Raw genomic sequence first — 340 nt, 5'->3', positions numbered from 1 at the left:
GGGGAAAGTCATCACCGAAACCCTACTTGCTGCTGGTCATGAGGTTTGTCTAATTACTACTCCTAGTGCTCTTAAGGCAGAACCTCATCCCCATCTAACCATTCTAGAAATCAAAAATACGAATGATCTTCTTTTAGAAATGAAAGAGTGTGTTCAAGATTATCAGGTCTTGATTCATTCGATGGCAGTTTCTGACTACACTCCTGTTTATATGACGGGACTAGATGAAGTTAAGACGAGTTCTAATCTGGAAGATTTATTAGATAAGAAAAATAAAGAATCTAAGATTTCTTCAACTGATGAGGTGCAGGTTTTGTTTTTGAAAAAAACACCCAAGATT

General features: G+C 36.8%; 1 protein-coding gene. It reads left to right on the top strand.

Annotated features, from left to right (window positions below; genetic code table 11):
* A partial coding sequence (locus SORDD24_RS10595) for a phosphopantothenoylcysteine decarboxylase domain-containing protein (RefSeq protein ID WP_330997396.1) occupies positions 1–340 on the top strand: 340 nt, incomplete at both ends.

Origin of the sequence: Streptococcus oralis (genome assembly GCF_001579175.1) — a bacterium.
GTDB lineage: Bacteria > Bacillota > Bacilli > Lactobacillales > Streptococcaceae > Streptococcus > Streptococcus oralis_O.
This window is presented reverse-complemented; position numbering and strand designations above follow the sequence as displayed.